Source organism: Mesorhizobium liriopis (assembly GCF_024053505.1).
GTDB lineage: Bacteria > Pseudomonadota > Alphaproteobacteria > Rhizobiales > Rhizobiaceae > Mesorhizobium_B > Mesorhizobium_B liriopis.
The window spans coordinates 243652-264376 of record NZ_JAMXQS010000003.1 but is presented as its reverse complement, the minus strand read 5'-3'; the positions used below and the strand labels follow the sequence as shown (position 1 = coordinate 264376).

Below are 20725 nucleotides of genomic sequence, written 5' to 3'. Positions count from 1 at the left end.
AAGGGCATCAGCCGCATGCGTAGCATGTTCCCAGTTCCGCGCGCATCACCGTGAGCGGGGCCGTTTCGGCGGCGCGGTCGATGTCTTCAGGGCGTGCCGTGTTGAAGGCGAACATCCCGTAATGATGCGCGATCATCGCCTGCGCGACGGTTGCTCGCGCCAGGGCAATGGCTTCCTCGACCGTGAAATTGCCCGCGATGCCTTGTGCGGAAAGCTCTTTCTTTCGGCCGTTGACGGGTAGAAGCGCGACCGTCGGACTGAGGGCGGCCACGGTTTCGGCGAGCCCCTCGAACGGCACGCAGTCACCGGAATGCCAGATGCGGCAGTCATTGTCGCTTTCGACGAGATAGCCGAGAAAGCGGTGGCGGCCGTTCTCGTCCAGGTCTCGGGTTTCGTGCGCGGCGGGCGTCGCGGTGATCCGCAGGTGCGGGAACGGTTCGATGGTTTCGCCCGCATCTATGGGTAGCAGGCGGTTGCTTTCGACGTCGCCGCGCTCCAAGGCGAGGGTTGTGGACGCTGCGGGAACCACGAGCCGGCTTTGAGGCGCGGCGCGCAACAGGGGCTGCAGCGTCTGGGCGTCCATGTGATCGGTGTGGTGATGGGTCACGAGCACCAGATCGACCGTGCCCAGCGCGTCCGCCTGCACGGGGGGCGGCATGAGGCGTTCGTGCGAGAAGGGCTTGTTGCGGTATTTTTCGGCCAGAGAGTCGGACAGGTAGGGGTCGATCACCAGCCGTCGGCCGGCAGTCTCGATGACGAAGCCGGCCTGACCCAGCCAGAAAAGCCGTGTGCCGGGTCGGGGCGCGGCCCGCAGCCTGACGAGCAGCGTATCATCGCCGTCGTTCTCGAATGGGATGGCGGAAAGTGTGGCTTTCATGCCGGCATTCGCGCGTCGCTGCGCAGATGCCGCAGAATGTTAGCCGCGGCAATCGAGGTGGCGCGGTCCACGCTTTCTTCGGTGAAGCCGCCGATATGGCTGGTCGCGATCACGCGCGGATGGTCTGCGATGGCGCGTTCTTTCGGCGGCTCCTCGCTGAACACGTCGGTCGCATAGGCGAAGAGCCGCCCGTCATCGAGAGCGCTCTTGAGCGCGGTCTCGTTCACGAGACCGGCACGCGCCGTATTGATGAGAACGGCTTCCGCTTTCATGCCGGCAAGGGCCTTCGCGTCGATGAGCGCCGCCCCATTGCGTGGCATCGGGCAATGAAGGGTCACCACGTCGGAGGCGGAAAGCAGTGCGTCGAGGCTCGCGAAGCGGAAGCGTTCGGGGGAAAGGCCCAACTCGGGTTCTGCCGGATCGAAGCCGACGACGTTCGCGCCCAAACCAGCCGCCATGCGCGCGACCTCGCGCCCGATCGCACCGCAGCCCACCACGCCCACGGTCCGGCCATGAATCTCGATGCCGCGCCGCCGGGGCCATGCGCCCTGCTTGATGCCGGCATCGGCCTGCGGAATGGCGCGCAGGGCCGAAAACATCAGGCCGATGGCGAGTTCGGCGACGCCCATGGAATTGGCGCCCTCGGCGATGGCTACCGCGATGCCGCGCGCTTGAAGGAAAGGAATGGGGAGATTGTCCGTGCCGACCCCGTTGCGGCTGATCACGCGCAGCCTGGACGCTGCCGCGATCACGCGTTCGGAGACCGGCTCGACGCCAGCCAGCCAGCCCACGCAATCGGGCACCAGCGAAATCAGTTCGTCCTCGCTCGGGGTCTTGCCGGGCGTGGAATAAACGATGTCGAAGCCGGCCTCGCGCATGCGCTCGACTTCGCGATGGGGCTCGGCGGTAAGCGAGCGGGGCGTGACCAGAATGCGTTCAGGGGTCGCGCTCATGCCTTTGCCGCCTCAATGGCGATCTCGGAAATCCGCCCGAAACGTGACCCCGAAGTCGGGATCTCGACGTGAAAGACTTCGGCGATCACCTGCGTCCAGCCATGCAGGAAATAGGTCCAGCCATCCTCGATCCGAAGCGCGCGCTCGGTTTCCTGCCGGCGTGCCTGGCTCAGAAAAACGAGATCGCCGCGATAGTTGAGGTCCCAGGCGATGGCCTCGCGCGGGAAGATCGCGGCATCGGTCAGCGGCGACCCGGGGGCGTCCTTGCCCAGACCCGTGGCGTTGATTACCAGCGAGCCGGGCTTGAGGCCGGCCAGCACGGCATCGTTGGCGGAAGGCTCCTCCGCCAGCACGTAGTTGACGGGAACATGCGAAGCGACGTCCTGATGGATCTTTCTGATCTCGTCGAGCCGGTGCTGGCTGCGGTTGGTGACGACGATGCGCGCGGGCACGTCGGCGCCGCGGCTTTGCCGCATCAGGTGCCAGGTGATGGCGATCGTAGACCCGCCCGCGCCCATTGAGAACAGCTCGGCGCCGGTCTTCGCGAAATAGTCGGGACCGAGAAAGCCGTCGATGGCGAGGCCCGAGGAGATCGGGTCCTTGGCATGACAGACGAGCTTGCCGTGCTGCTTGGAGATGCAGCTCGTTTCGCCCATCAGCCGCGCATGCGGGTCGATCACGTCGAACAGGTCGCGCGCGGCGTGGAACAGGTCGATCTTGTGCGTGGTGACTAGGGCGCCGAGCGAGAGCGGGTCGTCGCGAATGAACTCGACTGCCTCGCGATAGGCCGCGGGATCGGCGTGAAGGGGAAAGTCGATCCCCTTGATCACCGCGTTTTCGAGACCGAGAAAGGCGGCCCAAGCCGGAAACACCTTCATGATCGAGCTTTTGGCGGTGGTGACGCCGATGAAATAAAGCGTTGGTCGGGTCGCGGGCGTGTAGGTCACGAGCGTGCCTCCAGGGCCTGACGGGCCACGGCAACCGCCGCCCTGGCCTTGGCGATGATGGCGCCGAAGCGGCCTTCGCGGATGTCGTCGGTGCGGGCGATCCAGGTGCCGCCGACCGCCATCACGCTTTTGAGCTTCAGCCAGTCGCCGATCGTGTTTTCGCTGACGCCGCCTGTCGGAATGAAGCGGATGCCCAGATGGGCGAAGGGGGCTGCGATGGCTTCAAGGAAGAGGGGCCCGCCGGCGGCGCCTGCCGGAAAGAACTTGGCGAGACGCACGCCCGAACGCGCGGCGGCTGTCAGGTCGGACGGCGTCATGATGCCGGGGCAGAAGGGCAGGGAAGCGTGCTTCGCCGCCTCGACGATCCCCTGGTCGAAGCCGGGCGCGAGGCCGAAGCGCGCGCCGGCTTCAATGGCGCGGGCGAGCTGCGCTTCATCGAGCACGGTGCCGGCACCGATGCAGAGTTCGGGCCGTGCGTCGCGGATGGCGGCAAGCACGTCTGCCGCGGCTTGGGTTCGGAAGGTGATTTCGGCCACGGGCAGGCCGCCTTCGAGAAGGGCGTCGGCCAGCGCCACGGCATCGCTTGCTCGCTCGATGGCAATGACGGGAACGACGCCAAGACTGGCGATGAGCTCAAGGGGGTCGGTGGAAGAGGATGTCATGATCTGCGCTCCTTCCGCGTCAGGCCGCCGCGCGCATCAGCGCGTCGACCACGGCTCGGGCGCGGGGCTTGTAGGCGGCGTTGTCCACGAGCCGCCAACCGTTCTGTCCGTTGCGCATCACGCGGTGGCGCATGCCGCCTGAGCGTTCGATGATGCCGTAGTCCTGGCCGGAATCGGCGGGGTAGGCGAACATCATCACCAGTTCCTCGCTGCCGGTGTTGACGGAACGGTGGATCCAGAAGGGGGGCACGTAGCACACGGTCTGCGGCGCGATCTCCACGATCCGCGTCTCGCCTTCGGGCGATTCGAGCTGCATCAGGCCGTGGCCCTTCTGGCCGTAATAGACTTCCGGACGGTCGGCATTGGCGTGAATGTGGCCGCGAGTCAGGAAGAACTCCTCGCCGACGAGGCCCGGCACCATACGGGTCAGGCCGAAGATCATGTCGCCAGCCACGGCGGAGGGGCGAAAGTCGCCGACCTCATAAACCACGACATCGCCTTTCTCGCTCAGAAGCGCCTTGTGGGCAGCGTCATCGAGATAAAGGCCGTCGAGGTCGCTCAAGCGCTTCTCGTAATGGCCACTCGCGCCTGACATGGTCCCGCTCGCCAGATCGATCTGGCAGCTCGCTGGCTCGAAAAGCTTCAAGTGACTGTCTCCAATTTCGGTCATTCGACATATACGAATGCGTAGTGAAATTACATAATTGGAAATCGATGACGCATCAATAGGCTGTTTATGTTGCATTGCAGCACGAATAAATCCGGTTTTGGGCTTTGAGATACGTTGACCCATACATTTCTTGTAACTAAGCTACATACAACCGTCGCATTCGAACGGCTCGTGACCGGTCGTCGTCACGCCCTGAAAACGGAGGAGAACCTATGAAGACCCCTGTGAAGCTGGCTCTGCTCGCGGCCGCCTCGCTGCTGAGCGTCGGCGCCGCCGAGGCCGCCGACTGCAAGATCGGCATTTCCATGAAAACACTCGACGCGCCATATTTCGCGGCTCAGGATGTTTCAGCCAAAAAGCGCGCCGAGGAGATCGGCTGCACGGTGATCGCGTCCGATGCGCAGAACGACCTGAACAAGCAGGTTTCCGACGTCGAGGACATGGTGGCGCAGGGCATTGGCGCTCTCATCATCAACCCGCGCGACAGTCAGGGCCTGGTGCCGGCCGTCAATGCGGCGACAGCTGCGGGCGTCAAGGTCTTCGTGATCGACTCCACACTCGACCCGAGCGCCGATTTCGTGACGCTGGTTCAGTCGTCGAACATGCAGAATGGCATGCTGGTGGGGGGCTGGATCGCCGACAACACTAAGGGCAAGGACCTCAAGATCGCGCTTCTGTCGGGCGATCAGGGCAATGAAGTCGGCCAGGAACGTCGCTTGGGCGTGCTCGCCGGCCTGCTCGAAGGCCAGCTCCGCAATGGCGGTTCGGCGAAGTTCGAGGTCGTCGGCCAGGGCTGGGGTCTTTGGAACAACGAAGGCGGCCTGAAGGCGATGGAAGACATTCTCACCGCGCATCCGGACGTGAACGTTGTGCTCGGCGAAAACGATTCCATGGTGCTCGGTGCTCGGAAGGCGCTAGAAGCTGCAAACAAGCTCGATGACGTGCTTCTCGTAGCTGCGGCCGACGGCCAGAAGGAAGCGCTCGAGATGATCAAGGACGGCAAGTACGGCGCAACCGGCCTCAACGATCCAGCCCTCGTGGCCGCGACCGCCGTCGATCTCGCCAAGAAGGCGATCGACGAGGAGCTGCCCGCCAGCACGCCCAAGACCACCTACACCACCCCCGTCGCCATCACGAAGGGTAATGTCGAGCAGTATTACAAGCCCGACGCAGTGTTCTGATCGCGCAACGCCTCCCAGGGCGATAAACGAGGCCGGCAGCGGAAAGATAGCCTTTCGCTGCCGGTTCTTCCCCATTTCTCACCTTCCACGCAGATGATTTCATGACAGAACTCGTTCGGCTTCAAGGCATCAGGAAATCCTTCGGCGGCGTTCACGCGCTGCGCGGCGTGGATTTCAGCCTGAAAGCAGGCGAGGTCCATGCGCTTCTAGGCGAAAACGGTGCGGGCAAGTCGACCCTGATGCGCGTATTGGGTGGTGAGCATCAGCCCGACGGCGGCGAGATCGTGATGGACGGAGCGCCAGTCGAACTGCGCAGCCCGACGGACGCCATGAAGAAGGGTGTTGTCGTCATCCATCAGGAAATGGCGCTGGCGAGCGACCTGTCGGTCGCCGAGAACATCTTTCTTTCGGAAATCCCAAGCATCGTTTCGTGGAAGACACTGAACCGCCGCGCCCGTGAATTGATCGAGCGCCTGGGCTTCGACATCAAGCCGAATGCCATCGTGCGCGATCTGTCTGTGGCCTATCAGCAGGTGGTCGAGATCGCCAAGGCGCTTTCGCGCAACGCGCGCATCATTGTCTTCGATGAGCCGACCGCCGTGCTGTCGGGCCAGGACGCCGAGCGTCTTCTGGGCATCATCGACGGTTTGCGTCGCCAGGGTGTCGGCGTGGTTTACATCTCGCACCGCCTCGACGAAGTTTTCCGCATTGCCGACCGCATGACCATCATGAAGGACGGCGCTTCCGTCGAGACCGTCGAGCGCAACGCGGTCGAGATCCCCGACGTAATCCGCATGATGGTCGGGCGTCCGCTCAGCGCGCTGTTCGGCGAGAATGTGGAGCGCGCGGTCGGCCCTGAACTGCTGCGGGTGGAGGGTTTGACACGCGGCGCCCGCGTCCGCGACGTTTCGCTGAGCGTGCGCGCCGGCGAGATCGTCGGCCTCGGCGGCCTGGTGGGCGCGGGCCGGACCGAGCTCGTGCGCCTGATCTTCGGCGCCGATCATCGCGAAAGCGGCAAGATCCTCGTGGAAGGCAATGAAATAAACCCGACCCATCCGAAGGATGCGGTCAAGGCCGGCATCGGCCTTGTTCCCGAGAGCCGCAAGGAGCAGGGCGTCGTTCTGGACTTCCCGATCCGGGTCAACGCCACCATGGCGCGCCTGTCGCCGCTCGTGAACCTTTTTGGCGTCGTCCGGCGCTCGGCCGAGCGTTCTGCGGTCAAGGCCCTGTCGGACCGTCTGCGCATCCGGGCCGCCAGCATGGACGCACCCGTGTCGAGCTTGTCGGGCGGCAACCAGCAGAAGGTCGTGCTCGCCAAGTGGTTTCACGCAGGCGGCCGCATCCTGATCTTCGACGAGCCGACGCGCGGCGTCGATGTTGGTGCCAAAACCGAAATCTATTCGCTCATCAAGTCGCTTGCCGCCGAAGGCCGCGCCGTTCTCGTGATCTCTTCGGAGCATCTCGAACTGTTCGGCCTGTGCGACCGCGTGCTGGTGATGCGCGAAGGGCGCCTGACCGGCAGTCTCCTGCCTGCCGATTATTCGGAAGAAAACATGCTGAAGCTCGCGATGACGGCTCCTGCCGCCGCTGCCGCGCATTGAAGCGAGAAAAATCGTGACCCAGACGACCACCACCGCCGACACCAGCCCCCGTTCTGGAGACGCGCCTGCGCGGCGCATCGATTTCGGCGATCTCATGCATCGCTACGGCACGGTGGTCATTCTTGTCGTGCTCCTCGTTGTCGCGCGCTCGATGTCGGACGTGTTCTTGACCGAGCGCAACCTGCTCAACGTTCTGCGCCAGATTTCGGGCACCGGCCTGATGGCGGTCGGCATGCTGTTCGTCATCCTGACGCGCGGCATCGACCTGTCGGTCGGTTCCATTGCAGCGCTGGGCAGCGTCGCTTCGGCCATTCTCGTGCAGCAGATGGCACCCGGTCTTGCGGTCGTCGCGACGCTTGCTATCGGCGGCGCCTTCGGTCTGCTTTCGGGCCTGCTTGTCGCCTATCTGCGCCTGCCACCCTTTGTCACGACGCTCGCTGTCATGACGATCGCACGCGGTGCCGCGCTGATTGCTTCAGGCGGTCAGCCGATCCGCATGGGCGAAGCCGGCGCCTTCATCACACGCTTCGGCTCGGGCTATGCGCTCGGCATGCCGCAACCCGTTCTCTTGATGCTCGCCGTCTTCGTACTGGCCGGTCTCGTTCTCGCCTTCACACGCTTCGGCCGCATGGTGAAAGCCATCGGTTCTAACGCGGAAGCCGTGCGCCTCTCGGGCATCGGCGTGTCGCGCTATGTCGTGTCCGTTTATGTCATTTCCGGTGTTCTCGCTGCCGCAGCCGGTATCATCTCCAGCAGCCGCACGGGCATCGGTTCGGCAACCGTCGGCGTGGGCGCAGAGCTCGACGCCATCGCAGCCGTCGTCATCGGCGGCGCGAGCCTGATGGGCGGGCGTGGTGGGGCCATCAATACCTTTATCGGCGTTTTCGTGCTCGGCATCATCGCCAATCTGATGAACCTCGCCAGCGTGCCCGGTTACCACCAGCAGGTCTTCATGGGCGTCATCATCATTGGTGCCATGCTGTTGCAGTACGGCTCGACCTTCTTCCGCCGCTGAACCTGCCTCGCATCCCCATGGCTAATGACCTCACTCTTGCCATCGATGTCGGAACGGGCAGCGTCCGTGCCGGCCTGGTCGACGAAGCAGGCCGCATTCTCGCAGTGTCCGTGCGCGAGCACGATCAGATCGTGCCGGCTTTCGGCTGGTCCGAACAGCGCCCCGCCGATTGGTGGAAAGGCGTTGTCGTGTCGGTGCGAAAAGTGCTGGACGCGCTTCCCGGCGCGCGCGATCGGATTGCGGCGGTTGCCGCCTGCGGCCAGATGCATGGCACGGTTCTGATCGACAGCGCCGGCAACCTGACGCGCGAGGCCGTGCCGCTCTGGAACGACAAGCGCACCATGGATTTCGTTTCTCTCTTCGAGGCGCGAAACGACCCGAGCGAGTATCTTTCCAAGACCGGCAATCCGCCCACGCCCGCTTGGCCCGCCTTCAAGCTCCAATGGATCCGCGACAACGATCCGGAAGCTTATGCGAGCGCCAGTGCCGTCCTCATGCCCAAGGACTATGTGAATTTTCGGCTGACGGGCTTGCCGGCCATGGACCGCACGGAAGCCGCGTGCTCGTTCCTGATGAATCCGGGAACCGGAGACTGGTCGGGCGAAATCTGCGAGCGGCTCGGGCTCGATCGTGCCAAGCTTGCGCCCATCCGCAACTCACTCGACATTCTGGGCACCGTAAACGCCGCTGCGGCCGCCGAGACGGGCTTGCGCGAGGGAACACCTGTTCTTGTGGGTGGCGGCGATTTTCCGGTGGCCCTTCTGGGCTCGGGCGTATGCCGTCCCGGCCTCGGCTCTGAAATGCTCGGCACGTCCTGCATTGTGACCCTTGTCACCGAGGACCCGCTGCTTCACCCTGAAATCTCCAATATCGGCACGGTGGAAGGCGACTGGGGTGCCTTCATGCTGCTCGAAACCGGCGGCGATGGAATGCGCTGGGCGCGCCGCGCCTTTCACGACAAGGCATTGTCCTATGCCGATATCGTGGCGGAAGCCGCGAAAGCGCCTGCCGGCTCCGATCGTCTCTTGTTCATGCCCTATCTAACCGGTGAACGGTTCGGTACGCATCGCAACGCGCGTGCACAGTTCTTCGGTATTGCGGCGTCGCACGGGCTTGCTCACCTGCACCGCGCGGTGCTCGAGGGTGTCGCTTTCGGTGTCGCGCGGCATCTACGCATGATGAACGAAATCGCAGGTGGCGCGCCCGAGCGCATCATTGCCTCGGGCGGCGGATCGCGGACCGAGCTTTGGCTCAAGATCAAGGCCAGCGCCTATAACACACCAATTCTCGTGCCCGAAGAAGCGGAATGCGGCCTGATCGGCTGCGCGGCAATGGCAGGCGTGGCGACCGGTCGCTTCTCGTCAGCGACGGCTGCCGCCTCGGCGCTCGTACGCTACGGACGCGAGATCACGCCCGATCCGCGCTGGGTGGACACCTACCGGCACATGCAGGTGGTCTGGGAAAAGCTCTACCACCACTCTCAAGCCCTCTACGACGATCTCGACACGCTGGCCTGACTTCCGCGCCCTGATCATCATCTCGCCGACCGAAAGGCATCAAGCATGTATCTCGACAAGTTCAAGCTGACCGGCAAAGTCGCCGTGGTGACGGGTGCTGCGCGCGGCATCGGCCTGTCCGCCGTGGAAGCGCTCGCCGAAGCCGGGGCCACCGTCGTTCTCACCGACATGAATGATGAACTTCTCCGTGGCGCGGTCGAAAGCCTCGCGGCGAAGAGCTACAAGGTGGAAGGCGAGCAGCTTGACGTGACTGATGCGCGCGCCGTGGAAACGGTCTGCGAAACGATCCTTGCGCGTCACGGCCAGGTCGACGTTCTCGTCAACAATGCCGGCATCGCGATCTCCAACCATCCAGCCGAGACGATGGCCGACGATATCTGGAAAAAGGTGATCGACGTCAATCTCAACGGCGTCTTCTGGTGCTGTCGAGCGTTCGGCAAGGCCATGTTGGAACGCGGTTCGGGAACCATCGTCAATGTCGGCTCGATGTCGGGTTTCATCGTCAACCGGCCGCAGGAGCAGGCGAACTACAACGCATCCAAGGCTGGCGTTCATCACCTGACGCGCTCGCTTGCGGCGGAATGGGGTGCGCGTGGCGTGCGCGTGAACTCGGTTGCGCCGACTTATATCGAGACCGAGATGAACGCTTATGTCTATGACGATCCGGAGATGTACCGCCACTGGGTCGGCGGCACTCCAATGAACCGGCTGGGCCGCACCGACGAGGTGGCGTCCGTGATCCTGTTCCTGGCCAGCGACGCCTCGAGCCTCATGACCGGATCGATCGTTCTGGCGGATGGCGGCTATGTCTGCTGGTAAGGGAAGCAGCATGGTCAAGGGAGTTCGCTTTCCCGGCCGCTACCTGCAGGGCCCGGGTATTCTCGATCGCCTCGGCGTGGAGGCGATGGCCTTCGCTCCACACGCGCTTGTAGTTCTCGACAAAGGCGTGGTCGCGTTTCTGCGCGAACCGGTCGAAACCGCGATGCGAGGACATGTCGAAGCGCAAATATTCGAACATGGCGGTGAGTGTTCCGAATCCGAAATCCGCCGGATGGTGGAAGCCGCAAGAGCCCATGGGGCCGGCGTGATCGTGGGTGCCGGTGGTGGCAAGGCGATCGACACCGCCAAGGCTGCCGCGCGAGACTGCGCTCTGCCCGTTATCGTCGTGCCGACTATCGCTGCCTCGGATGCGCCGTGCAGCGCGTTGGCCGTGGTCTATAACGACGACGGCACGGTCGCCTATGACAGCTTCCTGCCGCGCAATCCTGACCTCGTTCTGGCCGACACGGCGATCATCGCCAATTCCCCCGCGCGCTTTCTGGCGGCAGGCATCGGCGATGCGCTCGCGACCTTCTACGAAGCTGAAAGCTGCCGACAGAGTGGCGCGCACAACTGCCTTGGCATGCCGGGGCTGCCTCTAGCTTTTACGGTCGCCTCATCCTGCCGTGATGCTATCTTCGCGTTCGGAGCGGACGCGCTCGCCGAATGCGACGCCAAAACAGCAGGCCCCGCGCTCGAACGCGTGGTCGAAGCTAATATCCTTCTCTCCGGCATCGGTTTTGAGTCGGGCGGGGTGGCTGCTGCCCATGCCATCCATCACGGGCTCTGCGAACTCGAAGATGTGCATCACCATCTCCATGGTGAGAAGGTTGCGATCGGCGTGCTCGCAGGGCTCAAGCTTCACAAGGAAGAAGCCGAGTTGGCCCGCGTCCGTGCCTTCTGCGAAAGCGTTCGCCTGCCGGTGCGCTTGCGCGACATCGGCATCAAGGATGCGACCGAAGAGAAGCTGCAAACCATCGCCGCGCGGGCCTGCCGTTCAGGCGAGATCATCCACAACGAGCCCATTCCAGTGACGCCAGCGATGGTGGTCGAAGCGTTGACAGCGCTGATCTGAACGAAGCGAGGAGGAAAGCATCATGGAGGCATTAGTGGCAAGCTTCGCGCGCGACCTGTTTCAAGGCCGGCATGTGATCGTCTCAGGCGCCTCGAGCGGCATCGGCCAGGCGATCGCGCGGGGTTTCGCAAGCCTCGGCGCCCATGTGGTAGCAACGGGCAGCTCAGCTCAAAAGATTGTCGCGAGCGAACAAGACCCTGCCAATAAGGACGTACGTTTCGAGGCGCTCGACGTGCGCGACAGGTCGGCGGTAGATGCGTTCATGGCGCGCCAGCCGGTTGTCGATGTGCTCGTCAACGCCCAAGGCATAGCGCGTCCGGGCGCAGAGTGGACTGAAGACGCGTTTCTCGACGTCATGGACGTCAATCTCAACAGCGCCTTCCGTTTGACCATGGCAGCTTTGCCGAAGCTCGAGGCAAGTAGAGGTTCCGTTGTCAACTTTGCCTCAATGCTGAGCTATCTGGCCGATGCGGAAGTGCCCGCCTATACCGCGAGCAAAACCGGCATTGTCGGCCTCACACGCGCACTCGCACACCGCTTCGGCAAGAACGGCGTCCGCGTCAATGCGATTGCGCCTGGTTACCACCGTACCGACATGACCCGAGCTCTGTGGGAAAATCCAGCGGACGAGGCTCGCATTGCCGACCGTTCCGCGCTCAAGCGCTGGGGCAGCATCAACGACCTTGTTGGCGCCGCACTGTTTCTCTCGTCACCGGCAGCCAATTTCATTTCGGGCGTTACCCTGCCAGTGGATGGCGGCTACCACAGCGGGTAGTTTGGGCTCCTCCTTTCATATAGCTTAATGCTTCGCTTTCATGGGATCCGGCTGATCTCTGGTGCGGCGCGCCCGAACGCTGGACTGCATCCAAGCGAACTCGCGACCCTAAGAGAGCGCACTTGCCGCCCTCTTCATGATCTCAGATGAATAGTGCTTCTCTTGTGAGCGCCGTGTGCCTTGCGGTCGATGGGGGCCTAGGCTCAGGACCTACTGATATGGGGTGTCGATCTGATTCAGGCTCCGCAAGGAGACTGCAGATGAGCGACCCGTTCTGGCTGACGGACGAGCAGATGGAGCGCTTGCGGCCGTTCTTTTTAAAGAGCCATGGCAGGCTGGGTGTCGATGATCGGCGGGTGTTGAGCGGCATCATCTTTGTCAACCGCAACGGTCTGCGATGGCGGGACCATGTTCGGCCGTGTCTAAGACTGGCGAAGGGTTGCCACCCGATACAGCAGCCATATCCGGTGTCAAACCTGACTGTTAAGTTGAGGGCTTTCAGAAGAGGTTATTCCATCTGCTTGAGATCGCGCGCAGCGGTCGCAAGGATGTCTTCTGAAGCTTTGCGCGCGGCCTCGCGGTCGCGCATGCGCAAGGCTTCCACTAGGCGGCCATGAACCTCGACCGTTTCCTGATGCGTGTGCACGGAGCGGTTGGCGCGGTCTAGCGCGCGGGTGAGCGCGGCATCGATCACGCCGGAAAGCTGGATGAAGACACGATTGCCGCTCGCGTGCAGCAGCACACGATGAAATTCGACATCCGCCGCGGTGAAGGCTGCATTGTCGTCGGGCCTGGCATCCCGCATGGCTTCCCAAGCTCGATAAAGCGCTGCGACATCCGAAAGGCTCGCGCGGTTCGCGGCCAACTCGGCTGCGAACGGTTCCACCGCGCGGCGGGCTTCAAGCACGGATGCCAGCAGTTCGCTGTCTACCACTGCGTCACCCATCCAATCGAGCAAGTCGGCATCGAGCAAGTTCCATTCGACGCGCTCGCGTACAAGCGTGCCTGCGCGTGGGCGGGAACGGACGACCCCCTTGGATTCGAGGGTTTTCAGCGCCTCGCGCACCACCGTGCGGCTAATCGCGAATTCTGAACACAGGTCTTGTTCGCGTGGCAGGGTCGAGCCTGGGGGGAAGCGATCTTCGACGATCAGTCGGGCAAGTGCAGCCACGAAATCGCGCCCCACCCGTGGCTTGGGTCGTGATTGCGGCTTGGGCTCGGAAAAGGCCCTGGCTGCGGTTGCTGGCACGGTCTTTCCTTTCTGCCGATATTTTCCTTCTCTGACGCAATTGTAAACTTCAGACAACCTACTGAATAAGTCATACTCTAATATTGACGAGTCTGACCAATCGGGCCTATGAATTGGTGAACTGCCCCCGGGCGGTTGACATATTTGGGAGGAAATCATGAAGTTTTGGAAGCGCGCCGTTCTGGCGGGCGCGGCACTGCTTTTGGCATCAAGCGCGTCCTTCGCACAGGACGTGAAAATCGGCTTCGTTGTGAAGCAGCCAGAAGAGCCCTGGTTTCAGGATGAGTGGAAATTTGCCCAGGAGGCAGCCAAGGAAAAGGGCTTCACGCTGGTCGAAATTGGCGCCGAGGACGGCGAAAAGGTGCAGTCGGCCATCGACAATCTAGGTGCACAGGGCGCGCAGGGCTTCATCATCTGCACGCCCGATGTAAAGCTTGGGCCCGGCATCGTCGCCAAGGCCGCCGCCAACGACCTTAAGCTGATGACCGTGGACGACCGTCTGGTCGACAATGGTGGACAGCCCATTGAGGACGTGCCGCATATGGGTATTTCCGCCACCAAGATCGGCGAGGCCGTCGGTCAGGCCATCGTGGACGAGATAAAGAAGCGCAACTGGAACATGGCGGAAGTGGGCGCCATCAAGGTTTCCTATGACCAGTTGCCGACGGCAGTGGACCGCGTGACGGGCGCCACCTCGGTGATCGAGAAGGCAGGTTTTCCTGCAGCCAATATCTTCAACGCGCCGCAGGCGAAGACCGACACCGAAGCCGCGCTCAATGCAGCGACCACCGTGGTCAACGCCCATCCTGAGATTAAGCACTGGATCGCGGTCGGCCTGAACGACGAGGCGGTGCTGGGCGCGGTGCGCGCGACCGAAGGCGTGGGCATTCCTGCCGAGAACGTGATCGGCGTCGGCATCGGTGGGGCGGAGTCGGCGATCAACGAGTTCAAGAAGCCCAGCCCGACCGGCTTCTTCGGCACCGTGATCATCAGTCCCAAGCGTCACGGCTATGAAACGGCGCTGAACATGTATGAGTGGATTGCCAACGACAAGGAGCCGGAAAAGCTGATTCTTACCAGCGGCCAGCTCGCCACGCGCGGCGACTACGAGGCCGTGCGCAAGGAACTCGGTATCCAGTAATCAGCGATTTCTCTGCCGGCTGCGCGAATGCTGCCGGCAGAGACATGTTCGGGCATAGGCGGATGGCGTTTCTCGAGTTTTCCGATATTTCCAAGACCTACCCGGGCGTCAAGGCCTTGTCGTCCGTCAGCTTCGGCGTGCGCAAAGGCAGCGTTCACGGGCTGATGGGCGAGAATGGCGCGGGCAAATCTACGTTGATCCGCTTGCTGTCGGGCGACCAGCGCGCCGACGAAGGCGAAATCCGCATCGACGGCAACACCCAGGCCTATGCGTCCACGCGCGATGCCTTCGACGCCGGTGTCGTGGTGGTGCATCAGGAATTGCAGCTCGTTCCCGAATTGTCGGTGGCCGAGAACCTGCGCCTCGGCCGCTTTCCAGCTAGAGGCGGCGTGGTGGGCTTTCGTGCGCTTTTCGAGGAAGTCGGCCGCGTGCTGAAGGAGATCGGCATCGATGTCGATCCTCGCGCCCGCGTGTCGAGCCTATCGATCGGCGAGCGGCAGATGATCGAGATCGCCAAGGCGGTGATGATCGACGCCCGCGTGCTCGCGCTCGACGAACCCACCTCGTCGCTATCCTCGCGCGAAAGCGAGGTGCTGTTTCGCCTGATCGACCGCCTGCGCCAAGCCGGCAAGGTCATCATCTATGTTTCGCACCGCTTGGACGAAATATTCCGCCTTTGCGACGGTTGCACGGTTCTGCGCGACGGCAGGCTCGCCGCCCACCACGAGACCATGGAAGTCGTAACGCGTGACCGCCTCGTTTCGGAAATGGTCGGGCGCGAGATCGCCGATATCTGGGGCTGGCGGCCGCGTGAGAGTGGCGCCGTGCGCCTTTCGGTCCAAGGCCTTCACGGCCCGCGTGTGCCGGAACCGGCAAGCTTTGAAGCGCGAGCCGGCGAGATACTCGGCTTCTTCGGCTTGGTCGGTGCTGGGCGCTCCGAACTGATGCGCCTCGTCTACGGGGCTGACCAGCCCAACGGCGGAAGCGTGGCTCTCGATGGCGCACCGCTGGCGCTCGGCAGCCCCCGCCGCTCGATTCGTGCAGGGCTCGTGCTTTGTCCGGAAGACCGCAAGGCGGACGGCATCGTGCAGGGGCGTTCGGTCGGCGAGAATGTGGTGATCGCATCGCGCCGTCACTATTCGCCGCTCGGTGTGATCAATCCGCGCCGAGAAGCCTCCGTTGCCGATCGCTTCATCGAGGCTTTGCGTATCCGCACGCCGTCGCGGCGACAGGATATCGTCAACCTGTCGGGCGGCAACCAGCAGAAGGTGATCCTCGCCCGCTGGCTGTCCGAGCCCGGCATCAATGTCCTGATCGTGGACGAGCCGACGCGCGGCATCGATGTGGGCGCCAAGGCCGAAATCTACGACATCCTCTACCGTCTTGCCGAGCAGGGCGTCGCCATCGTCGTGGTGTCGAGCGAACTGCCGGAGGTAATGGGCATTTCAGACCGCATCCTCGTCATGTGCGAGCGCCGCATTGCAGCCGAGTTCAAGCGCGGCGAATTCACTGAAGGCGTGTTGCTGGCCGCCGCTCTGCCCGATCGACAGACCCCGCAAACCGCTGCTCAAAGGGCTTGATCTCATGACCGCCACCCTCAAGCGCGTGCTCCTCGGCGAGCAGGGGCTTCTCGTTATTTTTGTTCTGGCTTTCGCCGTCGTTTCGCTGACGGTTCCGAATTTCCTGTCCGAGCGCAACATCCTCGGGCTGCTGCAGTCAGTGGTGACGATCGGCATCGTAGCTTGCACCATGATGTTCTGCCTCGCCTCGCGCGACTTCGACCTCTCCGTGGGCTCGATCGTCGCCTTCGCCGGCATGGTCGCGGTGATGGTGTCCAACTCGACGGGCTCGATCCCGCTGGGTCTCCTCGCCGCTCTTCTGGCCGGAACGCTGGTCGGCCTCGTCAATGGCGTGGTGATCGCCAAACTCCACATCAATGCGCTGATCACCACCCTTGCCACCATGCAGATCGTACGCGGATTGGCGCTTCTGGCATCCGACGGGCGTGCCGTCGGCATCAACGATCCGACCTTCTATTCGCTGGCACTGAGCCGCTTTCTGGGCATCCCGACGCCGGTCTGGATCATGGCCGCATTGTTCGTGGTCTTCGCCTTCGTGCTCAACCGCACTGTCTTCGGACGCAATACGCTGGCCATCGGCGGCAATCCAGAAGCCTCGCGGCTGGCGGGCGTCGATGTGGACTGGAGCCGCATCTGGATATTCGCCTTGCAAGGACTTGTCTGCGCGGTCGCCGGCATCCTGCTCGCGTCGCGCATCACCTCGGGCCAGCCCAATGCGGCGACGGGCCTCGAGCTTTCGGTGATCTCGGCCTGCGTGCTGGGTGGCGTATCGCTTGCCGGGGGGCGCGCCTCGATGAGCGGGGTGATCGTCGGCGTCATGATCCTCGGCATTGCCGAAAACGTCATGAATCTTCTCAATATCCAGGCCTTCTACCAGTATCTGGTGCGCGGCTCGATCCTGCTGCTCGCCGTTCTCCTCGACAACCTGCGCACCCGCGCGCTCGTCAGGCGCTGACGCCGGATGGCGCTCGTCACGTTCCAAGCGGAAGGCTTCGAAGCGCGCTTCAACACGGTAGGCGGCGCCTTCACGCAGCTGCAATGGAATGGGGGCGGGGGTGCTGTGCCGCTTCTACGCGAGGCGGCGGCGGACGCCACCGCGGGCATGTCTTCTGCCTTTCCCATGGTGCCCTTCGCCAATCGCGTGCGTGGCAACCGGTTTACGGTCCGCGGTCGCGAATACCGGCTCGAACCGAACACCGTTGGCGATCCGCACCACTGCCACGGCGATGGGTGGCTGGGCGATTGGACTGTGTTGGAACAGGGTGCGGATCATCTCACGCTTGGCTATACGCATCTGCCCCTTGAGCCTGTTCCCTATCGCTACGAGGCGTCTCAAAACTTTCGCGTGGCAGGCAACCGTCTCACCGCCACCTTTGCCGTAACCAATCTCGGTTCGTCGCCGATGCCTTTCGGCCTCGGCTGGCATCCGTACTTTCCGCTTACGCCCCGCACCACGCTCGAGGCGTCGGCGGAAAGAATGTGGACGGAGGAAGAAGGCTGGCTCCCTGGCCGGCCAACCACCATTCCAGCCGATCTCCGCTTTCATGCCCCCCGCGAAATGCCACGGCGCTGGCTCAACAACGGCTTCGAAGATTGGAGCGGCGCAACGCGGATCATTTGGCCGGAAAGAGAAACAGCACTTGAGATCCAGGCTGACCAGAAGTTCAGGCACTTTTTCCTGTTCATGCCCGACGAGATCTTCGATTCCCACTACGCCCAAGACTATTTCGCCTTCGAGCCGATGACGCATCTTGCCGACGGCCACAACATGACTGACGGCGGCGGTCTCGCTATGCTTTCTCCAGGCGAGGTCTTGCGAGCCAGCCTTCTTCTCCAGCCAAGCCTCGCGCAGTGAGTTTGCATTCCATGAAGATCACGAAGCTTTCGACCTTCATTGTTCCGCCGCGCTGGTTGTTTTTGAAGATCGAAACGGACGAGGGCGTGGTCGGCTGGGGCGAGCCGGTGGTGGAGGGGCGTGCGCTGACGGTGGAAGCGGCGGTGCACGAGCTGGCCGACTATCTGATCGGCAAGGACCCCTTTCTGATCGAGGACCACTGGAACGTGCTTTACCGGGGCGGTTTCTACCGTGGCGGGGCGATCCACATGAGTGCGCTCGCGGGCATCGACCAGGCCTTGTGGGACATCAAGGGCAAGGCGCTCGGGGTGCCTGTCCACCAGCTGCTTGGCGGCCAGTGCCGCGACCGCATCAAGGTTTATTCCTGGATCGGCGGCGACCGGCCAGCGGATGTGGCACGCAACGCGAAGGATGTGGTGGCGCGCGGCTTCAAGGCCATCAAGCTCAACGGTTGCGAGGAGATGCAGATCGTCGACACCAACGAGAAGGTGGAGCGCGCGGTCGCCACGATTGCGACCATCCGCGAGGCGGTCGGCCCCCATATCGGCATCGGCGTCGACTTCCACGGTCGCGTGCACAAGCCGATGGCCAAGGTGCTTGCCAAGGAACTCGAGCCCTTCAAGCTGATGTTCATCGAGGAGCCGGTGCTCTCCGAGAACCGCGAGGCGCTCAAGGAGATCGCCAACCATTGCTCGACGCCGATCGCGCTTGGCGAGCGGCTTTACTCGCGCTGGGACTTCAAGGGTGTGTTGCAGGACGGCTATGTGGACATCATCCAGCCCGATCTGAGCCATGCCGGCGGCATCACCGAATGCCGCAAGATCGCGGCCATGGCGGAAGCCTATGACGTGGCGCTCGCGCCGCACTGCCCGCTTGGGCCGATCGCGCTCGCCGCCTGTTTGCAGATCGATGCGGTGAGCTACAATGCCTTTATTCAGGAACAGAGCCTGGGCATCCACTACAACACCGGCAACGACATCCTTGACTACCTCTCGAACCCGGACGTGTTCCATTATGCTGACGGCTTCGTGTCGATCCCGCAAGGCCCGGGTCTCGGCGTCGAGGTCAACGAGGATTACGTGATCGAGCGCGCCCGAGAAGGGCACCGCTGGCGCAACCCGGTCTGGCGCCATGCCGACGGCTCGTTTGCCGAATGGTGAAGCCGACCATGACCGGCATGCGGCTTCACACCAAACGCATCATGATCACGGGAGCGGCCCAGGGCATCGGCTATGCCATGGCGGAAGCCTTCGCCCGGGAAGGAGCAAGCCTGCTGCTTCTCGACCGCGACGGGGCCTTGCTTGCCGAGGGCGCCAGGCGCCTGACAAAGGCGGGTGCGACGCTGGTCACGGCCGCAGCCGACATCACCGATGCCATGGCGGTCGCAAAGGCGGTGGAGATGGCCAACGGCGCGATCGGTCCTCTCAACGCGCTCGTCAACAATGCCGGCATCAACGTCTTCAGCGATCCCTTGGAAAGCACAGACGCGGATTGGTCACGCTGTTTCGACGTCAACCTCAAGGGGGCATGGAACTGCTGCCGCGCAGTGCTGCCTGGCCTGATCGAGAGCGGCGGCGGCGCCATCCTCAACATCGCCTCCACGCACGCCTTCACGATCATCCCGCATACCTTTCCCTATCCGCTCGCCAAGCACGCGCTTTTGGGAATGACCAAATCGCTCGGGCTCGAATATGCCAAGCGCGGCGTGCGGGTGAATGCACTCGCGCCGGGCTATGTCGCGACCCAGAAAGTGATCGACTACTGGAATGGGTTTCCCGATCCTGAAACCGCCAAAGCCGAAACGCTGGCACTGCATCCAGGCGGGCGCATCGCAACGCCAGAAGAAATCGCACTGGCCGCCCTTTTCATGATCTCCGACGAATGCCCCTTCATGAACGCCACTTGCCTCACAATCGATGGAGGCTTGAGCGTTCAACAGCATCCGGCGTAGCTCTGGAGCCACCCGGTTTCTCGGCGGTCTGAAGTCCCATGTGAGACGGTCCGCATCAACCGTTTCCCGTGTTCTACTCGAAAAGATCCGGGTTGCCGGCGGCGATGGCCGGCAGATCGACGAGTATGCTGGTGAGGTGCGCGTGCATGGCAGCGGCTGCACTTTCAGCGTTACAGCTGTCTATGGCCTCGACAATCTTCTCGTGTTGGGCAATCAGCCGCGGCATCGACTCTGCCTTGCGGAGCTGTAGGTTGCAGACGCGGTCCACATGCGCTTTGATGTCGGCAATGACATCCCACGCCAAGCCGCATCCTGCGCCATGGGCGATCGCGATGTGGAACCGCTCGTCTTCTTTCCGGAACGCCGTGTAGTCGCTCGCCGCGCAGGCTGCACGCTGGCGTACGAGATTTTCGTCGATGGTTACCCGCACCCAGGGGTCGAAACTCTCGCAAGCCCGGCGCACCACCGCCGTCTCAATGGATTCGCGCACGAAGCGCGCTTCCATCATCTTGCGCGCCGAAATCTTGACGACGATCGTGCCGCGCTTGGGGCGGACTTCGACAAGGTTCGCGCGGGCCAGCGCGATCAGGGCTTCCCGCACCGGCTGGCGTGACACGCGCAGCTGATCTGCGATCTCCTGCTCGGAAAGCCGCGCCCCGGGTTTGAGCGACAGGGAAATGATTGCCTCCCGCAGGTCGCGCTCGACCTGCAAGGCGACCGATGTGCTTGGCTCAGCGTCTTTAAAGAAGCTGTGGGACGCGATGTTCATGGGCACACATTAGCACGTTGACAGCATTTCACAACTACCATACCGTACCATACAACAACGGTCGTGATCTGTTCGTCGTGACTGCACA

The 20725-nt window shown here is 63.0% G+C and carries 20 protein-coding genes and 1 pseudogene; 14 read left to right on the top strand and 7 right to left on the bottom strand.

Features of this window, described 5'->3' with window-relative positions; translation table 11 throughout:
• Positions 1-7 precede the first annotated feature (7 nt).
• From NGM99_RS07040 to NGM99_RS07020, 5 genes are read right to left on the bottom strand one after another with little or no spacing between them, the layout of a single operon-like run.
• Positions 8-877, bottom strand: coding sequence for an MBL fold metallo-hydrolase (locus NGM99_RS07040; protein WP_252817451.1), 870 nt, complete (start codon positions 875-877; stop codon positions 8-10).
• A complete protein-coding gene (locus NGM99_RS07035) occupies positions 874-1830 on the bottom strand; it encodes a phosphoglycerate dehydrogenase (RefSeq protein WP_252817449.1) in 957 nt (318 codons plus the stop codon). The genes NGM99_RS07040 and NGM99_RS07035 overlap by 4 nt, the downstream gene beginning before the upstream one ends.
• Positions 1827-2777, bottom strand: coding sequence for a shikimate dehydrogenase family protein (locus NGM99_RS07030; RefSeq protein ID WP_252817447.1), 951 nt, complete (start codon positions 2775-2777; stop codon positions 1827-1829). Before NGM99_RS07030 ends, NGM99_RS07035 begins: the two co-directional genes overlap by 4 nt.
• A complete protein-coding gene (gene eda, locus NGM99_RS07025) occupies positions 2774-3439 on the bottom strand; it encodes a bifunctional 4-hydroxy-2-oxoglutarate aldolase/2-dehydro-3-deoxy-phosphogluconate aldolase (protein ID WP_252817445.1) in 666 nt (221 codons plus the stop codon). The genes NGM99_RS07030 and eda overlap by 4 nt, the downstream gene beginning before the upstream one ends.
• A gap of 19 nt (positions 3440-3458) precedes the next feature.
• On the bottom strand, positions 3459-4034 hold the full coding sequence (locus tag NGM99_RS07020) for a glucose-6-phosphate isomerase (protein WP_252817785.1): 576 nt from the start codon (positions 4032-4034) through the stop codon (positions 3459-3461).
• A 287-nt stretch (positions 4035-4321) separates the two neighbouring features.
• On the opposite strand from NGM99_RS07020, the gene NGM99_RS07015 reads away from it, so the two are divergent.
• The 8 genes and pseudogenes from NGM99_RS07015 to NGM99_RS06980 form a co-directional block, all read left to right on the top strand.
• On the top strand, positions 4322-5290 hold the full coding sequence (locus NGM99_RS07015) for a sugar ABC transporter substrate-binding protein (RefSeq protein ID WP_252817442.1): 969 nt from the start codon (positions 4322-4324) through the stop codon (positions 5288-5290).
• Positions 5291-5391: 101 nt separating this feature from the next.
• Positions 5392-6891 (top strand): sugar ABC transporter ATP-binding protein, encoded by a 1500-nt coding sequence (locus tag NGM99_RS07010; RefSeq protein ID WP_252817440.1) that lies wholly within the window; start codon positions 5392-5394, stop codon positions 6889-6891.
• A gap of 94 nt (positions 6892-6985) precedes the next feature.
• On the top strand, positions 6986-7906 hold the full coding sequence (locus NGM99_RS07005; protein ID WP_252817784.1) for an ABC transporter permease: 921 nt from the start codon (positions 6986-6988) through the stop codon (positions 7904-7906).
• Between the two features lie 17 nt (positions 7907-7923).
• Positions 7924-9423: a xylulokinase gene (locus tag NGM99_RS07000; RefSeq protein WP_252817438.1), complete on the top strand. Its 1500-nt coding sequence runs from the start codon at positions 7924-7926 to the stop codon at positions 9421-9423.
• A gap of 45 nt (positions 9424-9468) precedes the next feature.
• The gene (locus NGM99_RS06995; protein ID WP_252817436.1) at positions 9469-10242 is read left to right on the top strand and encodes an SDR family NAD(P)-dependent oxidoreductase; all 774 of its coding nucleotides are present in this window, start codon (positions 9469-9471) and stop codon (positions 10240-10242) included.
• Between the two features lie 10 nt (positions 10243-10252).
• The gene (locus tag NGM99_RS06990) at positions 10253-11317 is read left to right on the top strand and encodes a glycerol dehydrogenase (RefSeq protein WP_252817434.1); all 1065 of its coding nucleotides are present in this window, start codon (positions 10253-10255) and stop codon (positions 11315-11317) included.
• Between the two features lie 22 nt (positions 11318-11339).
• Positions 11340-12092 (top strand): SDR family NAD(P)-dependent oxidoreductase, encoded by a 753-nt coding sequence (locus NGM99_RS06985; protein WP_252817432.1) that lies wholly within the window; start codon positions 11340-11342, stop codon positions 12090-12092.
• Between the two features lie 260 nt (positions 12093-12352).
• A pseudogene (locus NGM99_RS06980) lies at positions 12353-12499 on the top strand (transposase); the annotation flags it as partial.
• A 101-nt stretch (positions 12500-12600) separates the two neighbouring features.
• Here NGM99_RS06980 and NGM99_RS06975 read toward each other — a convergent pair.
• Entirely contained in the window at positions 12601-13341 is a 741-nt protein-coding gene (locus tag NGM99_RS06975; protein ID WP_252817430.1) for a FadR/GntR family transcriptional regulator, read from the bottom strand.
• Positions 13342-13498: 157 nt separating this feature from the next.
• Here NGM99_RS06975 and NGM99_RS06970 point away from each other — a divergent pair, with 157 nt between their 5' ends.
• From NGM99_RS06970 to NGM99_RS06945, 6 genes are all read left to right on the top strand, one after another.
• On the top strand, positions 13499-14482 hold the full coding sequence (locus NGM99_RS06970) for an arabinose ABC transporter substrate-binding protein (RefSeq protein ID WP_252817428.1): 984 nt from the start codon (positions 13499-13501) through the stop codon (positions 14480-14482).
• Positions 14483-14544: 62 nt separating this feature from the next.
• Positions 14545-16062: an L-arabinose ABC transporter ATP-binding protein AraG gene (gene araG / locus NGM99_RS06965; protein WP_252817427.1), complete on the top strand. Its 1518-nt coding sequence runs from the start codon at positions 14545-14547 to the stop codon at positions 16060-16062.
• A 4-nt stretch (positions 16063-16066) separates the two neighbouring features.
• Complete coding sequence (gene araH / locus NGM99_RS06960) at positions 16067-17017, top strand: L-arabinose ABC transporter permease AraH (protein ID WP_252817425.1); 951 nt, start codon at positions 16067-16069, stop codon at positions 17015-17017.
• A gap of 6 nt (positions 17018-17023) precedes the next feature.
• The gene (locus NGM99_RS06955; RefSeq protein ID WP_252817423.1) at positions 17024-17917 is read left to right on the top strand and encodes an aldose 1-epimerase; all 894 of its coding nucleotides are present in this window, start codon (positions 17024-17026) and stop codon (positions 17915-17917) included.
• Between the two features lie 11 nt (positions 17918-17928).
• Positions 17929-19077, top strand: a complete 1149-nt coding sequence (dgoD, locus tag NGM99_RS06950; protein WP_252817420.1) for a galactonate dehydratase — start codon at positions 17929-17931, stop codon at positions 19075-19077.
• A gap of 8 nt (positions 19078-19085) precedes the next feature.
• A complete protein-coding gene (locus NGM99_RS06945) occupies positions 19086-19868 on the top strand; it encodes an SDR family oxidoreductase (RefSeq protein ID WP_252817418.1) in 783 nt (260 codons plus the stop codon).
• A gap of 73 nt (positions 19869-19941) precedes the next feature.
• Here NGM99_RS06945 and NGM99_RS06940 read toward each other — a convergent pair whose 3' ends face one another.
• Positions 19942-20637: a GntR family transcriptional regulator gene (locus NGM99_RS06940; RefSeq protein WP_252817416.1), complete on the bottom strand. Its 696-nt coding sequence runs from the start codon at positions 20635-20637 to the stop codon at positions 19942-19944.
• Positions 20638-20725: the final 88 nt, after the last annotated feature.